We start from the raw sequence: 17,881 nt of genomic DNA, 5'->3' as shown, positions 1-17,881 counted from the left end.
CCCTGTTTATTTATTTTACATAGTCTTGATATAAGAAAAATTTATTATTTTCTTCAAATAACTTAGCTATTTCTAATATTATATTATCATCAAATCTTCCACTTGAAATTAATATTCCTAATGGTAATTTATCCTCAGTTAAATGAGTTGGTATGCTTATACTTGGAGTATCAGTTACATTTGATAATTGAGTAAATGGTGTAATAGTCCAAGCAGGTAACCATTGATCATAAATCAATTGTATAGCTTCTTCTTTAGTTAAATTAGACATATCTCTCATTTGAGCTTTTAATTCTTCTGGTATATGATTATAATCAGCTGAAGGAGCTGGATAAGAAGTTGTAGGTGTTATAAACGCTTGATATTTATCAAAAAATTTATCTACAGTCATTCTTAATTCTTTTATACTTGCTTTTGCATTATCTACATCTTCCTTATTTAACTTATTACCAGCTTGATATAAAGCCCAAGTTAATAATTCAACATCATTTATTTCTAAAGATCTATTTAAAAGTGTTTTAGCAAATGCCCCTACTCTACTTCCTATGTATGAAGCATTTGTATAATATGCCATCATCATAGCTTTACCATCTATAGGGTAATCAACTTCTTCTAATGTATAACCCATATCTCTTAAGAATTTAACAGCATTTTCAACTGCTATTACAGCTTCTGGACTTATAGATGTATTAGCAGGAGTTTTTGTAGTATAAGCTATTACTTTATCCTTACTTAATTTTTTATCATTTAATTTATATTCAGGATTATGAAGAGCCTTAGCTATAGCTAAAACATCTTCCATTTTTTCAGCTATAAGAAAATTTTCTAATTTAAATCCTTCAGATGCAGAATTATTTTTAATAACTCCACCTGTAGGAAAATATCCTATTAAGCTTGAGAATGATGATGGTATTCTAATAGAACCTCCTCCATCATTTGCAGTACCTATAGCAGTTTGTCCTATTGCTATCCCAGCAGCAGTTCCACCTGATGAACCTCCAGGATTTTTACTAATATCCCAAGGATTTTTAGTAATTCCATATAAATCTGAATTAGTTACATTTATCCAACCTAATTGAGGTATAGTAGTTTGAGCTATAGGTATAAATCCTAAATCAGTAAACATTTTAACTAAAGCATTATCTTTATTAGATATATTATCTTTTCTATACACTAAAGCTTGAGAGTTAATTCCATCTTTTAATTCAAAAGTTATTCCTTTTACTAATATAGGTACTCCATAGAAAGGTTTATCCATATTTTTAACATCTTCAGCTTCTAAATATGCTCTTTCTTTTAATTTAGGATCTATTGATTTCCCATCATATTTAATTATGTTGTTTAAAATAGGATCTGTTTCTTCTATTACTTCATATGCTAAATCTATTAATTGTTTAGGTGTTACTTTCTTTTCTTTAACTAATTTAGCCATTTGAACAGCCGATAATTTTTTGTATTCTTCCTTAGTTAAAATATAGTCGCTGTTTTTTCTCGCTACCATATTGTTATTACCTAAACTAGAAATAGGTAAAATTGTTAAAATTGATAATAGAAATAAACTACTCAATTTAATTAACGCTTTATTAAATTTTTTAATCATAGTTTTTCAGATAAAAATATATTTTTATCTTAAAATCCTCCCTCTCTTATTTTTAAAAATATTATATAAAATTACATTCAAACAATTTTCATTTACTTTTAAACTAACACAGTTTCACATTACAAAACGGCTAAAATATTTTTTTATACCTATCGATTCTGTAAAATATGTCTTTCTATAGATTAAATTAATATCTCGTATGCCCTTTAATTACAAATATGAAAGCAATTATATTCAAAAATATTATCTTAATGTATAATAATGTATTTTATTAATATTTTCTCTATATAAATTTTAACATTTTACATATATTTTTTTCAATTTTTAAACAGAAGTTAAATTTTTATTTAAAATAAAAAAGTCCAGACACCTGAACTTTTATATCTAAAACTTATTTTATAGTCATTTTAAACAAAGTCTACAAACTCTTATTTTACTATTTCTAGCTTAACTTTAGTAATTCCTTTATTGAAATTTTCAATTTTTTTAAATGCTGCCTTACTTAAATCAATAACTCTACCCTTAATATATGGTCCTCTATCATTAATTCTAACTATTACTGATTTACCATTACTTAAGTTTGTAACTTTTACTTTTGTACCAAAAGGTAATTTTTTATGTGCTGCTGAAACTTTCCATGTATCAAATATTTCTCCACTAGCAGTTTTTCTACCATTCCATCTTTCACCATAATATGATGCTATTCCAGTTTGATAAATTTCAGTTTCTATCACTTCTTTTTTTTCAACATCTTCTTCTACTGGTTGACTTTGTTCTTTTGCTTCAATGTTAATGTCAAATTCATTTTCTTTTTGTTCCCCTTTTAACTCAGATATTAATTCTTTAATAGTATCTTCTTTAACTTCAACATTTTCAATATGACTACTACTAATACTTTCATTAGCATTAACTGATGAAAAAGTTAAACTCAATAAAAATATTGTTAGTATTTTTCTCATAGTACCTCCGTTTCTGAATTAACTCAGTATAACACACATATTTTATATTTGTCAATTTTAGCTATATATTAATGTCATCAAAATAACAAAATAATTGATCTTCAATACGTTTAACAAAACATAATTTAAGTTTATTTTTACTTTCAAATAATAAGAATATTCTCACCACATCATTAATCACTTCATCGATTTCAAAATCTTTTATTCCTAATTCATCTGTATATAGTAGCTCATTTTCATCAAGTTCTATATATTCTTGTGGAAGATTAATAATCAATGTAGATTTCTCGTTGTTTTTATATTGATAAATTTTTTCTATAATAATTTCAATAAATACTGTATTATTATCCTTATCTATAAAATTAATTTTGTTTTCATAAAGTGTTATTATTCTAATACTCTCTCCCAAATAATTAATATATGAAAGATAAATATCATATTTAAGTTCTATATACTTATATTCTAATATAAGGTTACCTTTATCTCTTTTATTTTCATAATCATCAATTATCTCAAATATTTCCTTTTCATTTACTGTATTCTTATATTCCAATATTTTCCCAGGTATAAATTCTTTTAAAACTTCAATAAAATACTTAGTATGTACTAATTTCCCACTTAATTTAATATCTGTAAATTTTTTAAGTATATCTATAATTTTAAAATTTTCAAAAAAATCATAAATAGATTTAAATGAAAGATATATAATTATATCATCTAAATCTTTTTTATTATTAAAATATTCATCATTATAGTACATATTCATTAATTTTTTTGCTTCTTCTCTTATGTAAATTGAATAATCATTAGATAATTGTATTTCAAAATTTCTATTTTCTTTCATAAAATTAAATATATTACCCTCATACTTAAATAGAGATTTCTTATCATTTAAGATATATTCCATTATAGTTTTCAAAAACATTATTTCTGTAAGATATATATTCTCATGTATTACTTGTTCTGACATTTTTAATTTATATGAAATTTTATTATTTACTACATTATGTTTAACATAGATTATTTTAAAATATTTAAGGTCCGATAATATGTATGTGTATTCTCTATCTTTACCTATAAAATATTTTAAATTATGATAACATTCAAGACTCAAATTATTATCTAAATTCTCATCTTCATTTTTTAATATCAATACATTATTTATTTTACTTTTTATTTGATATTCTATTTTATTTACATAAAATTTCATAAATTTTAAAAATAGTTCATTAAAACTTATTGTTTCACTATTCAAATTTTCATCTTTTATAATTATTAGATTATTTTCATTGTAAATTATGTCATCTATTTTAGTAAAAAAAGTTCTATTTGTTTTATAGTCATTTTCTTCCAAAATTTTTTTAGCTTCATATCCATAATTTAAAGAAATATTATTTTCTAAGTTTGAAATATCTATACAAAAATCTTCCTTTAAATATTTAGATTCAACATTATCAATTCCTAATTTAACATAAATATTTTCTATACTTTTAACTTTTTGTATAACTTTATATTTAATAATAGGCACAATGTATCCATAAATACTATCATTTAACACTTCACTTTTATATTTATTATAATAAACATTATATAAGTCAGTAGTTTCTTCAAAAAATGAAAAGAAAAGTTTTTCATTATTATATTCTGACATAAACCTGTTTAATTCAGGTATTAATGTTAATTCACATTTATAGTAATCATCGTTTACACTTAAAATATTAGAACTAAAAATACCATAAATATATCTATATTCATTAACTAAAAGAACTATATTTAAATCCAACTTCCTATTTTTATTTACATATACAATAATTTTTGTAATTATTTCTTTATATATAGTTATATCTTCAACAATTATATCAAATTTTTCAAATTCTAATACTCTTAAATTCTTTTCAAAAAAATTTTGCATCGAATAATAACCTATTTCAAGATATTCTTCAATCCCTTTATTATACTTGTATTCATTATTTTTCAATATATTATTTATAAGTCTATCTCTATTTATATCAAAATTATATCTATCAACGATATTCTCTTTCTTTGCTATATCATGTAATTCATAATTATTTTTTATTACTAATTCATTTTTATTATAATTCTTCAATTATATCACTTATCATTTCTTGCATAATAACTGTATTATCATATCTTTTATATTTTACCAAAGATAATCCCTTTTTTAAAAATTTTTCTAATTTTTTATTTGAATGAATAATATCTATATAGTTTGAATCACAGATATTAGGATAAATTTTATTAAAAACTAAATAATAACATATAGATGTTAAAGAATATGTATCATTTTCAATGAAATTTTTTTCATTGTTTGAATATCTTTCTAAAGAAGAAAATCCTTTAGTATATGAAAAATATTTTTTACTATATTCACTATCTAAAAATCTTGACTCTGAAAAATCTATAATATATACATCATTTCCATTAATAATTACATTACCTAAATTAATATCATTATGTATTAAACCTAAATCATGAATTTCTTTTACAGCCATAATAATTTTACTAAATAGTTCTAATCTTTCTTTCAAAGAATAATTTAATACATTCATTTCTTTAAGGGTCTTTCCAACTATTTTTTCATAAAAAATCTCTTTATTATCTTTTCTCATTTTGACTTTTAATATCTTAGGTATAAATGAAATCTTATTTTTCAATAAAAATATCATGGTGTTTATTTCATAATTAAACATCATATCATGTTCTGGTAAATTAACATTAAATATTTTTTTATAATATTTCATTTCCATAATTCCCACCACTTTTTACCCATTTTTTTCTTAATATATTCTATTTTTTTATTAATATCTTCTTTTCTATTTTTTGAATAACTTACTTTTTCCATTAACTCTATAGCTCTTCTATATTCTATAAATGCTTTTTCATATTCATCATTTTTTAATAACTCATCGCCTTTTTCAATAGATAGCTTTATAGTATGTTTTATTTCATTTTCTATTCTCAATTTATCTTCTGGACTTTGAATTTTCTTTTTATTTTCCATTTCTAATTTTTTCTTTTGCTTATAAATAAGTCTAATTCTACCCTCTAATTCTTTAACTTTATTGTGGTTATGCAATAAATTAGCATAATAAAGTGATTTTTCAAGAAATGATATAGAAGTCATATATTCTTTTAAATCATAATATTTTTTATGATTATTATATAATTCATTCATTTCATTTTCTAAATTTAATATTTTATCTGATATTTCAATTTCTTTTTTACTCAAATATTCAACTTCTTTATTAAAATTTAACTTACCGTATTCTTTTTTTAAATATATTATTTCTTTTAATCCCTCTGAAATATTTTCATCTAATATATCATCAATTTTTAAATATCTACTATCTAATTTTATTTTCAAATCATCTAATATTTTTAAATTATTATTTTTTCTATCTTCTAAATCCTTTATATCTATTTCAAATTTTGATTTTTTATATTTATCAATTAAACTATCTAAAATACTCATATTTTTAACTATATCTTCCTCAATTAAAAATAGCTCATTATTTTGTTCAATTATTAATTTATCTAAATCCTCTATATCTTTATTAACATCTATTAATAAATCTGATGAAATAGTTTCCAACTTATTTTTTATATTAACATATTCATTTTTAGCCTTTAAAAACTCTCTATTTTTTATCATTTTTTTAGTTTTATCTTTAATATCAAAAATATTTTTAAAAATATTATTCTTTTTCTTTTCATCATTTATCTTGTTTCTAAATTTCTCTTTTTTAACTGTATTTTTATTAGTATAATAGATGTATTTACTATCCATTAATCTAAGTTTATTTTCAATTTCAGTTAATATTTTTTCATTTGATGAATAATTAAAATTATTTACATTAATTCTTTCAAACATATTTTCAATATATTTAAAATTATTTTCTATATAAATATTTGATAATATGAAATATGAAAATATTAAGAATATGAAAAATAATATTATGAGCTTTATAAAAAAATTATTATTTGTAAATTTTGATATTTGATTTGTTTTTAATATTTTAAATTCTATAATTTTTTTATCTTTTATATATATTTCTATTAAATCATTTTCTTTTAATGGAAATAACTCAGTATATCCAATTATATTTTCCTTTTCAATTATTTGATTTTTAAAAAATATCTCATCAGATCTTTTTATATTAAAAAAACAATCTTTCATATATACATAAATAACATTGCAATAATCTGTTAAAATACATGATAAATATATTTTACTATTTTCTATATTTTCTACTATTTTTCTATCTTCAAACTCACAAAGTATTTCTGTAATCAATTTTTTTATATATTTTGCATTAAATATACTATTTTCTATAAATCTATAAATTAATTCCTCAATTAAATTATCAAATAATTCTATTTCACCTTTATTTTCAATAAAAATAGATACCCCTATTGTAAATTCTTCAGTTTCATAATATACAAAATGGGTATCCTTTTCATTTAAACAATAGGGTAAAATGTCTAACTTTTTATTATCCATTAATAATTCCAGTCAAAATTCATACCACAAAATTCTATGAATATGAATTTGTTCTCCCCCATTTCTATGATATCTAAATTCAAAATTTGTTTACTTTCATATAAAGCTTTTCCTTGTAAATATACTAATCCACTACTTTCACCCGGAGATATTACAAAAACTCTTTGTTTAGGATTATATGTTATAGAACAGTGATTTTTTCTTGCTATTGTTTTATCACTTTCAATACATACATTCATTTCAGAAGATCTACCTATAAAATTCCTTTCATTTATTAATCTGTAATCTTTTCCCTTTTCAGATCCAGAAATACATACTAACCATCCTACTACTGGTGAAACATTAGTTTCTTTAATCCAAAAAACTGATGTTTTAGTATCACCCTCTAATATTATTGGTCTTTTTTCTTCTTCTTTTTCAATATTTATTTTATTTCCATCGCAATATGGACAATTTGAATATTTAGTTGTATTATACATATGCCCATTACTACATTTCAATAATTTCATTAAATCACACCTTAATTAACCAATATCTTTATCACACCAATATATATAATATCTCCTGACTCAATTAAATATGATTTATTTGGTACTAATTTTTCCTTTATTTTATTTTTTCTCTCTATTCCACTACCATTTTTAGAACCTAAATCTTCATAATACCATATTTCATTAACCTTATTTAATACACCATGAATTCTACTTACTAAATGGGAATATTCATGAGCTGATAAATCAATATCTATCTCAGAAATTTTTTCAGTTTTTTTACCTATTACTATTGAAGCTTTATTTCTAATATCCCACGAATATATATCATAATCAAAATCATCTTTAAGTGTAAGTAATTTTATATTATCTATATTTAATTTCATTTTTTCTTCATTTAATTCTTTTATATATTCTTCTTTTTTCTCTTGTAAAATCTTATTTATATATCTAATATTTCTTTTTCTTTCATAAGGATAATAAAAAAGAAAAAAATACAGTATATATACATTAAGTAATGAATATAGAATAAGTAATGTTTTGTATGAAAATTTAATTGATATAAATATAATAGAGATTATTATTAAAATAATCAAAAATATCATATATTGTGTGTATGAATTAATTTTTTGAAATTTAACTTTACCATAAATCTTTGAATTTGACATAATATATTTAAATAACTTCACTTTAAATCTAGTAAACAATTTTTTCATATTACTCTACTTCTACTTTTTTATCAAAATCAAATTCTTCACTAGATTCTGTCAATATATTTAGTATTTCATATAGTTTAATTAATATTTCCGTATTAGTCATTTTTTCTTTATAAAATTTAAGCTTTGTAAAAATATATTTTTTTAATACTTCAATATTAATTGTTTCTATATTACATAAAGATGATATCCATAGATCCATACTTTCATTAAGTTTCAAAGCCATCATTTTTTTAGACCATATTTTAAGTAATTTTGGATTAATACCCGTTTTAGAATATTTAACTTCATTAATATTTAAGGAATTATACTCTTTTGAAAACTTCTTCAATTCATAGTCATAATTTTTCAAAGTTGCACCTTTTCTTAAATTAAATCTTACAACTTCTATAGAATCTTTTTCTTCACTTCTACTTATTTTTAAATAAATTCTTTTATTTTTAGTGTATTCTTCTTCATAATCTTCTGTCATTATATATACTATAAATTCCCCCTCATCATTAGGTACATCAATAGAAATTTTTTCAGATAAGAATATTACTTCATTATCAAATTTATATATACCCTTATCTATAAATATCTTTTCTCCATCAGTTGTTGGATGTAACCCTAGAATTATTCCTTCTTCATAGTCTATATATTTTAAAAAACTAGCACTGCTTATATTTTGATTTATAGTAAATAAATCTGCACTTCTTAATACGGTTCTACTAGAAAATTTTGGTATTATATATTCATTTTCTAACATTTAACCCCCTTATTTTTGATAACCACCCTCAATAACTATTTCTTTTATTTTTTCCTTTTTTTGTTTAATTTTAACTAAAAAAGTTCCGTTACCATTTTTTTCATCAAAATATTCATTATAGTCAATTAAAAACGCATTTGTTAAATTTATTTTTCTAACTACATTTCCAGCTAAAATTACTTCAAGTGTTACATTTTTATATGCCTCTAAATCTTCTGCACTAACTAAAGACCAAAGCAAGAGCTTTCTTGTTGGATCTTCAATATCATTTTGACCTATACTAGGTATTATCTTACCCTCTATTTCAAGTCCAATGCTTAAATCTGTAGATCTTGCATTAGAACTATCATTTGTATCTGATAAAAATTTTACACTTACAATATTTTCTTGTTCTATTGTAAATTCTTCGCTATTTCCTTTTAAATTTAATTTAAATCCCATTAACTCCTCCAACTTTAATTAGTTTTATTTATTTCAATTTTAAGATTTTTAACTTCTCCAAGGAATACTAAATTCAATTGACAAGTATTATTTTGCTCATCTATTATATGTGATATATCATCACCTTGTCTTAATATAGCATTTACAGTTGTAGATTCTTTTATCCAAATACTTTTTTGACTGTTTGGACTGTTACTAAAGAAATAATTTAATTTATCTGATTTAAAATCATTACTCATAAATCTTAATAATCTTTCTATATATGTAGTCGTTAAAGTTTTATAAATACTTTCATAATTATTATTACTTGTTTTGTATAAACTTCTCGCTTTATATACTGTTATATTTTTTACTTTTTCATTTTTTATTTGTGCTTGTTCTGATGCAAAAATAAATCCATAATTTTTACTATTTATTTCTTCTTTTATTCCAACCGTAAATCCACTAATTTCACGTGCCATTACTGTTCTTACTATTAATGAATTATCTTCTGCTTCTATATTAAATCTAACACCTGGATTATTAGATACATTTTTAAATCTTTCCTTTAAATAGGTAGGGCATTGATATGATGCAACTAATCCAGCTGCTATATATGCACCATCTATATATATCCCATCTAAGAAAAATTCTAAACTATCCTCATCATTAAAAAATACTCCAGCTTCATTTATTATAGCTCTTTTATCAATTTTAATACCAGATTTATCCTTTGGTATTAAAGTTAAGTTTGGTAAAACTGGTATAACATATTCTGAAAATTTACTATTTTCTAAAGGTTGTGTTTTTTCAACATATTTATTAATTCCATGTATAGCAAGATTTTCAAAAGTATTTTCATTATTTCTTTCAAAACTAATAAAAGTTTGAACTTTATGCTTATAAAGTATTTCCATTAAATTTGTTAAATCTTGTATAGTATTTACTTTCTTTGATTTAACATCACTATTTCCACTAAATATATTCTTATTAGTTTTTTTGAAATCATCTTTTAAAGATATATTAGGAAAAATAGAAAACCATATAGTATTTTCAAATTCATTTTTATCATTAACAGTTGTTAAATATTTTTCTATTTTTTCTCTGTTCTTAGCTTGAATTAATAATTCATTATCAATATTAGTAATGATTAATTTTGGTAGCATATTTTTAGTATTTACTGAATATTGATCAAAGAATAATTTAACCCCCATAACCTTTTCTATTAATTCTTTAGCTATTTTGATAAAATCTTCTTGTGAATTTTTATATAGTTCTAAATATTGATTATAGTTATTTACCTCTTTTTCAAAATCGATTTTAAGATTATTTGTTGTTATAGGAACATATGTTCTCTTAATTAAATTAGCTACATAATTATTTGGTTTTTCAACACTTTCATAATAATCATCTTCAAATATCTCTAATAATTTTTGACTATTATTAGGTAAAAGTTTTGTAGTTTCTAATTCCAATTGATTTTCTATAAACTCTATTTCTCCACCATCTGAAAATTCTAAATAACCTAATTTAATTTCTTCAATATTTATATTTTCTTTATTTTCTCCTATTTCAAGTCTAGTTTTTATATCTTCTATCGCCAGTGGTAACATTGCCAAAATATTATTATAATTTTTTGATGCTTCTTGAAACTTATAGTTAAGTAAATCACCAACATCCAGTTTTTTAGGACTTTTATCACTTAATGCTTCATATTTTGCAAATAAATAATTAATTTCTTTTCTCTGTTGTTTTATATTTTCTATTACTTTTCTTGGTGATATTAATTCCAATATATCTTCAAATTGAAAATCAACATTTTTCTTATCAAGATTTTTTCTATTTTCAATCAATGTTGATAACATTCTAATAAAAGTATTTTCATTATTAATATATATTGTTGTATACATTGAATCAGGAATATTCTCATTTTTTGTAAGTGTATATCCTATTCTTTTATTTTCAACATCCATATAAGAATAAATTTTTGGTTCAAATTTTTCTAAAAATTCATTAAAAACTAATAAATACTTATTTATTTCTTGAATTTTTTCATCATCTAAACTACTAATATTTTCAACATCACCTATTAAAGTTAATATATCATAAACTTCATCATTAAATTTCTCAAACAGTAATGCACGATTTGTTTGTTTTATAACCTCCAATAACTCTCCCCCTTATTTATCAATTAACCCCTAAATTTTCCCAACTAACCTCCTTTCCTCAATTGATAACCCATTATATAATTTTTTAATTTTAATGTCAAGTTATTTTTAATTTTAATTTAATTTTCTTAAAACAAAAAAATGTACCATAAATTGGTACATTCTTACTATATTATTTTTTAATTATTTCTATATATTTTATATTCATATTATGCTTAGATAAAAATAAATGTTCAAATTCAGTTTTAATATTATCTATAGCTTTTTCAGAATTATGTAAATCATCAGTATGATAAACAACCTTATAATTTTCAGTATCTTTTATTAATTCTAAAATATCTAAATAGTAATTTAAATGGTCTGTTTTAAAATATATCTTTGAACCTGATTTTAGTACTACATCTAAATCATTTAAAAGTTTAGGTCCAAAAATTCTTTTATGTTCTTCATTTTCCCAAGGATCTGGGAAGTTTATATAAAGACCTGAAAGTTCATTAGCACCTATAAATTCTTTAAGTGAATCTACTCTTTTTTTCAAAAATATTAAATTATTCAAATTATTTTTTTCAGCTTTTCTTGCAGCTTGAACCAATCTTTTTAATCTAAGTTCAACGCCCAAAAAATTAATATTAGGATTTTGCAATGCTTTATTATTCGTAAAATTAGCACTACCACTTCCAATTTCTAAATGTAATTCATTATTATTTTTAAAATAAATTTCATTCCACATACCTTTTGCATTCAAGATTTCTTCATCATCAAATATTAAATGATTAGGATACTTAGGCATTTCATACATGTATATATTGTAGTGTTTTTTAGGTTTATCAAAAAAATATTCCCAAAGTTCCTTATTTCTAAATTTCATATTTATCTATTTTACATATTCCTTTACAAGTTTTTCTATATCATATTCCTTAATTATTCTTTCAACTATTTCTTTTTTAACTTCCGAAACTTTTGCATTTAATAAATTATCTCCAACATATTTGAATAACTCTTCTTGAGAATAATTTTTCACTGCATTAAAATTTTCTTTTGAAAACTTTTGCATTTCATCTAATACAGTTTGATTAGAAATTACAGCTTTTTCTTCAATTAATTTATTTAAATAATAATTAAGTCTTGCATCTTTTTTAATTAATTCTATTTCTTCTTTATTTTCTTTGAAAAAATTATCTTTTTTAGCATTTTCTTTTAATACATTTATTAATAATATAGATTTAATTAATTGTTCATTTCCTTTAGTAAATAAGACATCTTCTTTTGATAAAACAACATTATCGTCCATTTCATTCATTAGTTTTTTTACTAAATCTTCAAATAAAGCATAATTTGATTGTTCTGTTAAATCATCTTTTATCATTTCTCTTGCTTCATTAAATGGTATTTTATTTTGTTCAAAATATTCTTTATTATCATTATATACTTCTATAATAGAATTTTCATTTACCATAACTCTTGGTTCAACTTTTTTTCTCATATATAATTCTAAAACTAAATTTTCTTCACTAAACCATATATTTTTATTATCATCTTCATTAAATTCATAATTTAAACTTTCATTATATATAGCTTTTGAAACTAAATTCATTCTTATTACTTCTTCATTTTTATTAAATATTTCTATTTCTTTTTTTGTTAGCTTTAATTCCATTATATTATCCTTTCAAAAAAAAATGGTGACTAGGAAGGGACTCGAACCCTTATGATTTCTCGGCAGATTTTGAGTCTGCTGCGTCTACCGATTTCGCCACCCAGCCATCTACAATAGTTTAACATAATTTTTTCAAAAAAACAAGATAGAACATTTATTCTACCTGTTTTAACAAAACATCTTCTATCTTAATTCAATTTCTACTCTTCTATTCAAATATCTTCCATTTGAATTTTTATTTGTTTCTATAATATTATTATATCCTGATGAACTTACTTTTCTTATAGATATACTCATATCTAATCCTAATTCTACTAATTTTTTAGCAACCTTTTTAGCTCTTTTCAAACCTAGCTCAAGATTTATTCTTTCATTTGAAACATTATCTGTATACCCAGTTATGTATATCTTTCTATTCTTACAATTAGTATTTAGATCTTCTACTATATTTTTAAGTCTATCTATTTGTGAGCTTGTCAGCTCTGATACTCCTAAATTATATCCATTTAATATATATAAGTCATCTTCATTTACTTTAATATTTTTTAGTTTTTGATTAAGATCTTCAATTTCTTTACATAAATTACTGTTTTGTGTATTAAATTTATGGTTTTGTTCATTTAATAAATCATTTAAATAATTTAATTTTTCTGAATAACTATTCATAATAGTATCTGTATCTTTTACATTACTACTATAACTTCCAAACTGATAACCTATTCCTGCTCCAACTGATAAATATCCTTTAGTATTTAATGCTCCACTTGCTCTATATACTAAATTTACTATATCATTTGAGCCTGAAAATCCTAATGCAAAAGCATGATCTCCATTAAAGTAACCATATGAACCTACAATATTATGATTATTTCCACTTACTTGTGATAAATTTGCCATTGCTACTGCATTTGCTACTCCACTATTTGCAATAACTCCTTTTCCTATATCTTTTTTAATCTTATCTGATAAATCTACACTAACTTCATTTCCACTTGCTTTAGTTCTAATATATTCTGAGCCTTTAATCTTGAAACTAAGTCCATCAGATTTATTTAATTCTTGTTTTTCTGTAGTTCCAGTATCTCCACTAATAGATAAAGTATTTTTAGATAATTTTTCTAATTTTTCACTTGTTTCTTTGTTTTTATCAAAAATTTCTTTTATTGCATCATGTACAGTATTTTTATTAGTTCCACCAATATTTGTAATGGTAATTTTAGCATTTGTATCTAAATTTGAACTTGAACCAAAAACATTTTTAACTGAATTTGCAAAATCTCCCAAAACCTTATTTGTTGAATAAAGTTGTGAACCATTAACTGCATCTGTTGATGTAGTACTTATTTGTCCAGCTGATACATATTGTAATTGCCTTTCTTGTCCACTTTTACCTATAGACACTACTGAATTAGGTCTTATGCCCGCAAATCCATTGTATTTTATATTTTCAACTATAACTTCACTTGTGTTTATTGCATTTTTTGTTATACTTCCAGAACCTATAGCTACTGAATTTTCTAAAGTTGCTTGTGCCTCATCTCCTATTGATATTGAATATGCTTGTTTCGCTTTTGAATGTCTTCCTATTGATATTGAAACTCCTCCATCAGCTTGGGCTTTATGTCCATGTGCTATTGAATGATTTGCTCTAGCCTCTGCTTCATAACCCAGTGATATAGAAGCATATCCATCAGATTTCAATTTATATCCTTGTGATATTGAACCATATCCTTCACTTGAATTTTCATTTCCAATTGATATTGAGTATTCTTCACTATGTTCTTTTTTAGAACCTATACTAATACTTTCCCTATTATCATGCCCTATTCCATAATATGTTAATGCTACTTCATAATCCATACCATTTTGATTTTTTAATCCCTTTGGCATTGAATTTGTAGTCTGTCTATTAGCAAAAATACTTTCTGTTGTCAAAAATGCAATAAATAATACTGTGTTAAATAATGATTTATAATTCTTCATATTAACTTCATTTCTTTTTTATCATATTTTTTTAACTATCAAATTATATAATTTTTTCTTGTGAATTTTTAAAACATCTATTTTAAATTTTTAAATATATATCTTTATTTCAATATTCTCGATAAGAATTCTTTTGTCCTTTCATTTTTAGGATTGGTAAATATGTCATCTGGATTACCCTCTTCAAGAATAATTCCGTCATCCATAAATACTATTTTATCAGAAACTTCTCTTGCAAAATCCATTTCATGTGTTACTATTATCATTGTCAAACCATCTTCTGCTAATTCTTTCATAACTTTTAAAACTTCTCCGACCATTTCAGGATCTAAAGCAGATGTTGGTTCATCAAATAATAGTACTTCTGGATTCATAGAAAGAGCTCTTGCTATTGCAACTCTTTGTTTTTGTCCTCCAGATAATTGATTTGGTCTTGCATTAATAAATTTATCCATACCAACTTTTTCTAAATATTTTATTGCAATTTCCTTAGCTTCTTCATTTGTTCTACCTAAAACATTAACTTGTGCCAACATACAATTTTCAAGTACGTTTAAATTATTGAATAAATTAAACTGCTGAAATACCATTCCAACTTTACTTCTGTATTCGTTAAGTAATATTTTTTTATCATTTATATCTATATCTTTATACAGTACACTACCCTCATCATATGTTTCAAGTAAATTTAAACATCTTAATAAAGTTGATTTCCCTGATCCAGAAGAACCAATAATTGAAACTACCTCACTCTCATTTACTTCAAAGTTTATTCCTTTTAATATACTTCTTTTACCAAAACTCTTTTTTAAATTAACAACTTTAATTATATTCATATTTATCCCTCAATTTCATATTCTTTATTTCCATCCATCTTCTTTTCCAAATATCTAAATAATTTAGATAATGAATAAGTTAAAACAAAATATATAGCACATGTTATAACAAACACTTCATAATATCTCACATGAGAACCTACTATAGATTTTGAAGTAGTAAATAATTCTGTAACTCCTATAGAAAATAGAACAGAAGTATCTTTAATATTAATAATAAATTCATTTGCAACAGATGGCATTACATTTCTAATAGCTTGAGGAAGTATAACCTTTCTCATAATATTAAAATGACTCATACCTAACGCTTGTGCTGCCTCATATTGACCTTTTTCAATAGAATCTATTCCACCTCTAACTATTTCAGTAATATATGCACCAGTATTATATGAAACTATTATTAATGCTGATGTCAATGCTGGAATATTTATTCCAGTTATTTGTGAAAATCCATAATAGAATATTATAGCTTGAACTATCATAGGTGTCCCACGAATAAATGTAACATATATTTCTACAAAATATTTAAAAATAGTATATATGAAAACTGATATCCATGATTTCTTATTAACATTTCTTTCATCCCTTAATAAAGATAATATTAATCCAATAATAAATCCAAAAAAAGTTCCTATTAAAGATAAATTAACTGTTGTTAATGTTCCATATAAGAAGTCTTTCCAATAATTAACAATAAAATATTTTATCCAAGCTGAAAAATTAGTTGGCAATATATTTGAGTCTTGATTAGGTTGTGTTTCTATTGCTTTTTTCATTATTTCTTCTCTTTGTTCTGAAGAAATTTCAGATAATGCCTCATTAATTTTATCTCTAAGTTCAGTATTACCTTTTTTTAAGGCTATTGCAATATTTACATCATCTCTATTGTATTTAAATCCATTATCTTCATCAAATTCAACAAATGATATATTAGGATTAGATATCTTAGCTGACAAAGCTCCAGGTTTTTCAGAAACATATCCATCTATTTTACCTGATTCTAATGCTACTAACATATTAGAAAAATTTTCACTCGCATTTTCTTTTTTTAATCCTTTTATTTGATCTAATACAGTATAATGAAAAGTATTTAACTGAGCTGTTAATTTACTATTAGAAAATTCTTCTATATTTTTAGCATCTAAATATTTGGAATCATTTTTTACAACTACTACTAAATCTGATTCATAATATGGATTAGTAAATTCTAAATTTTCTTTTCTTTCTTTGGTAGGGGACATTCCTGCAATTACAACATCTATTTTATCGGAATTTAATGCTGGACCTAATAATGAATCCCAATCACTTTGTATTATTTCTAATTCCATATTAAGTTTTTCAGCAATAATTTTTGCTATTTCTACATCATAGCCCCCAACATATCCATTTTTTAATTTTACTGCTCCATTTCTATTATCACTTTGAAACCAATTAAATGGTGCATATCCAGCTTCCATTCCAACTCTAAGTTTATCCATACCTAAAGAAAAGCTAGAATAAATTAATAAAATAAATAATAAAATTCTTTTTTTCATACTTTTTCCTTTCTAAATAAAAAAAACTGATAGTATTCTATCAGTAAGTATAAAAAATATTCGATATACTTAACCAATAGCACAACATTATATTCTATAATGACAGTATTACAAATATTATTTGTAATCCCACCTATGTAATTGTCATATACATAAGTTCGGCAATTTCCCCTTTAAAATTTAATCACAGCCTTGACTAGCTCCTAAATTCTACTATTGAATTTTGCACCTCTATCTCGTTATTAG

The 17,881-nt window shown here is 22.8% G+C and carries 15 protein-coding genes, 1 tRNA gene and 1 riboswitch; all 16 genes read right to left on the bottom strand.

The window, feature by feature from the left end; translation table 11 throughout:
- Positions 1 to 10: 10 nt before the first annotated feature.
- A complete protein-coding gene (locus BT993_RS00220) occupies positions 11 to 1,600 on the bottom strand; it encodes an amidase family protein (RefSeq protein WP_072592667.1) in 1,590 nt (529 codons plus the stop codon).
- 428 nt (positions 1,601 to 2,028) lie between these two features.
- Positions 2,029 to 2,559, bottom strand: a complete 531-nt coding sequence (locus BT993_RS00215; RefSeq protein WP_072592666.1) for a septal ring lytic transglycosylase RlpA family protein — start codon at positions 2,557 to 2,559, stop codon at positions 2,029 to 2,031.
- Between the two features lie 61 nt (positions 2,560 to 2,620).
- Positions 2,621 to 4,666, bottom strand: a complete 2,046-nt coding sequence (locus BT993_RS00210; RefSeq protein WP_072592665.1) for a transcriptional regulator — start codon at positions 4,664 to 4,666, stop codon at positions 2,621 to 2,623.
- The gene (locus BT993_RS00205) at positions 4,653 to 5,327 is read right to left on the bottom strand and encodes a protein kinase domain-containing protein (RefSeq protein ID WP_072592664.1); all 675 of its coding nucleotides are present in this window, start codon (positions 5,325 to 5,327) and stop codon (positions 4,653 to 4,655) included. The genes BT993_RS00210 and BT993_RS00205 overlap by 14 nt, the downstream gene beginning before the upstream one ends.
- Positions 5,318 to 7,081, bottom strand: a complete 1,764-nt coding sequence (locus BT993_RS00200; RefSeq protein WP_072592663.1) for a hypothetical protein — start codon at positions 7,079 to 7,081, stop codon at positions 5,318 to 5,320. Before BT993_RS00200 ends, BT993_RS00205 begins: the two co-directional genes overlap by 10 nt.
- A complete protein-coding gene (locus tag BT993_RS00195; RefSeq protein ID WP_072592662.1) occupies positions 7,081 to 7,590 on the bottom strand; it encodes an FHA domain-containing protein in 510 nt (169 codons plus the stop codon). Before BT993_RS00195 ends, BT993_RS00200 begins: the two co-directional genes overlap by 1 nt.
- 11 nt (positions 7,591 to 7,601) lie before the next feature.
- Positions 7,602 to 8,288: an FHA domain-containing protein gene (locus BT993_RS00190; RefSeq protein WP_072592661.1), complete on the bottom strand. Its 687-nt coding sequence runs from the start codon at positions 8,286 to 8,288 to the stop codon at positions 7,602 to 7,604.
- 1 nt (position 8,289) lies between these two features.
- Positions 8,290 to 9,036: a hypothetical protein gene (locus tag BT993_RS00185; protein WP_072592660.1), complete on the bottom strand. Its 747-nt coding sequence runs from the start codon at positions 9,034 to 9,036 to the stop codon at positions 8,290 to 8,292.
- 9 nt (positions 9,037 to 9,045) lie between these two features.
- Complete coding sequence (locus tag BT993_RS00180; protein ID WP_072592659.1) at positions 9,046 to 9,477, bottom strand: hypothetical protein; 432 nt, start codon at positions 9,475 to 9,477, stop codon at positions 9,046 to 9,048.
- 14 nt (positions 9,478 to 9,491) lie between these two features.
- Positions 9,492 to 11,624, bottom strand: a complete 2,133-nt coding sequence (locus BT993_RS00175; RefSeq protein ID WP_072592658.1) for a transcriptional regulator — start codon at positions 11,622 to 11,624, stop codon at positions 9,492 to 9,494.
- A gap of 172 nt (positions 11,625 to 11,796) precedes the next feature.
- Positions 11,797 to 12,492, bottom strand: a complete 696-nt coding sequence (gene trmB, locus BT993_RS00170) for a tRNA (guanosine(46)-N7)-methyltransferase TrmB (protein WP_072592657.1) — start codon at positions 12,490 to 12,492, stop codon at positions 11,797 to 11,799.
- Between the two features lie 6 nt (positions 12,493 to 12,498).
- Positions 12,499 to 13,281 carry a hypothetical protein gene (locus BT993_RS00165; RefSeq protein WP_072592656.1) on the bottom strand — a complete coding sequence of 261 codons (783 nt, stop codon included), beginning with the start codon at positions 13,279 to 13,281 and terminating at the stop codon, positions 12,499 to 12,501.
- A 23-nt stretch (positions 13,282 to 13,304) separates the two neighbouring features.
- Positions 13,305 to 13,387: transfer RNA gene (locus BT993_RS00160), tRNA-Leu, on the bottom strand.
- A 77-nt stretch (positions 13,388 to 13,464) separates the two neighbouring features.
- Positions 13,465 to 15,264, bottom strand: coding sequence for an OmpA family protein (locus BT993_RS00155; protein WP_072592655.1), 1,800 nt, complete (start codon positions 15,262 to 15,264; stop codon positions 13,465 to 13,467).
- A gap of 104 nt (positions 15,265 to 15,368) precedes the next feature.
- A complete protein-coding gene (locus tag BT993_RS00150; protein WP_072592654.1) occupies positions 15,369 to 16,100 on the bottom strand; it encodes an amino acid ABC transporter ATP-binding protein in 732 nt (243 codons plus the stop codon).
- Positions 16,101 to 16,102: 2 nt separating this feature from the next.
- On the bottom strand, positions 16,103 to 17,635 hold the full coding sequence (locus BT993_RS00145) for an ABC transporter substrate-binding protein/permease (protein WP_072592653.1): 1,533 nt from the start codon (positions 17,633 to 17,635) through the stop codon (positions 16,103 to 16,105).
- Positions 17,636 to 17,704: 69 nt separating this feature from the next.
- Positions 17,705 to 17,877: riboswitch (Lysine riboswitch) on the bottom strand.
- Positions 17,878 to 17,881: the final 4 nt, after the last annotated feature.

The sequence above is a fragment of the Streptobacillus ratti genome (assembly GCF_001891165.1).
In the GTDB taxonomy this organism is placed as follows: domain Bacteria; phylum Fusobacteriota; class Fusobacteriia; order Fusobacteriales; family Leptotrichiaceae; genus Streptobacillus; species Streptobacillus ratti.
This window is presented reverse-complemented; position numbering and strand designations above follow the sequence as displayed.